Here is a 305-nt window from a genome sequence, read left to right as displayed (position 1 = left end):
CGTCAAAATAATAATCCGGTGTTACATATGGTTCGTAAGCCATACTACTCACCGGCTTTCTTGCTTGCCGCCTGTTTCTTTTCTGGATCCTCTTCTGTTTCTTCCTTTGGCGGCTCTTCAAGCTCGTAGCCATGGCTCTTAAACCACTCCAACAGATACGGATCCTCAGTCTCGCCCACGCCATTACAGAACGCTACGCTGGCCGAGACCCCCGTATAATTCTTGTTCGGTGCATGTACCTTCATGTCTTCTTAATTTTTGCATTGCTGTCCTGTTTCTTCAATCTGTTACCTCCATTTTCTATT

General features: G+C 45.9%; 1 protein-coding gene. It reads right to left on the bottom strand.

Features of this window, described 5'->3' with window-relative positions; translation table 11 throughout:
• Positions 1-44 precede the first annotated feature (44 nt).
• Complete coding sequence (locus NE473_RS31005) at positions 45-245, bottom strand: hypothetical protein (protein WP_256265633.1); 201 nt, start codon at positions 243-245, stop codon at positions 45-47.
• Positions 246-305 lie beyond the last annotated feature (60 nt).

Origin of the sequence: Hungatella sp. SL.1.14 (assembly GCF_024460495.1) — a bacterium.
Taxonomy (GTDB): domain Bacteria; phylum Bacillota; class Clostridia; order Lachnospirales; family Lachnospiraceae; genus Hungatella; species Hungatella hathewayi.
This window is presented reverse-complemented; position numbering and strand designations above follow the sequence as displayed.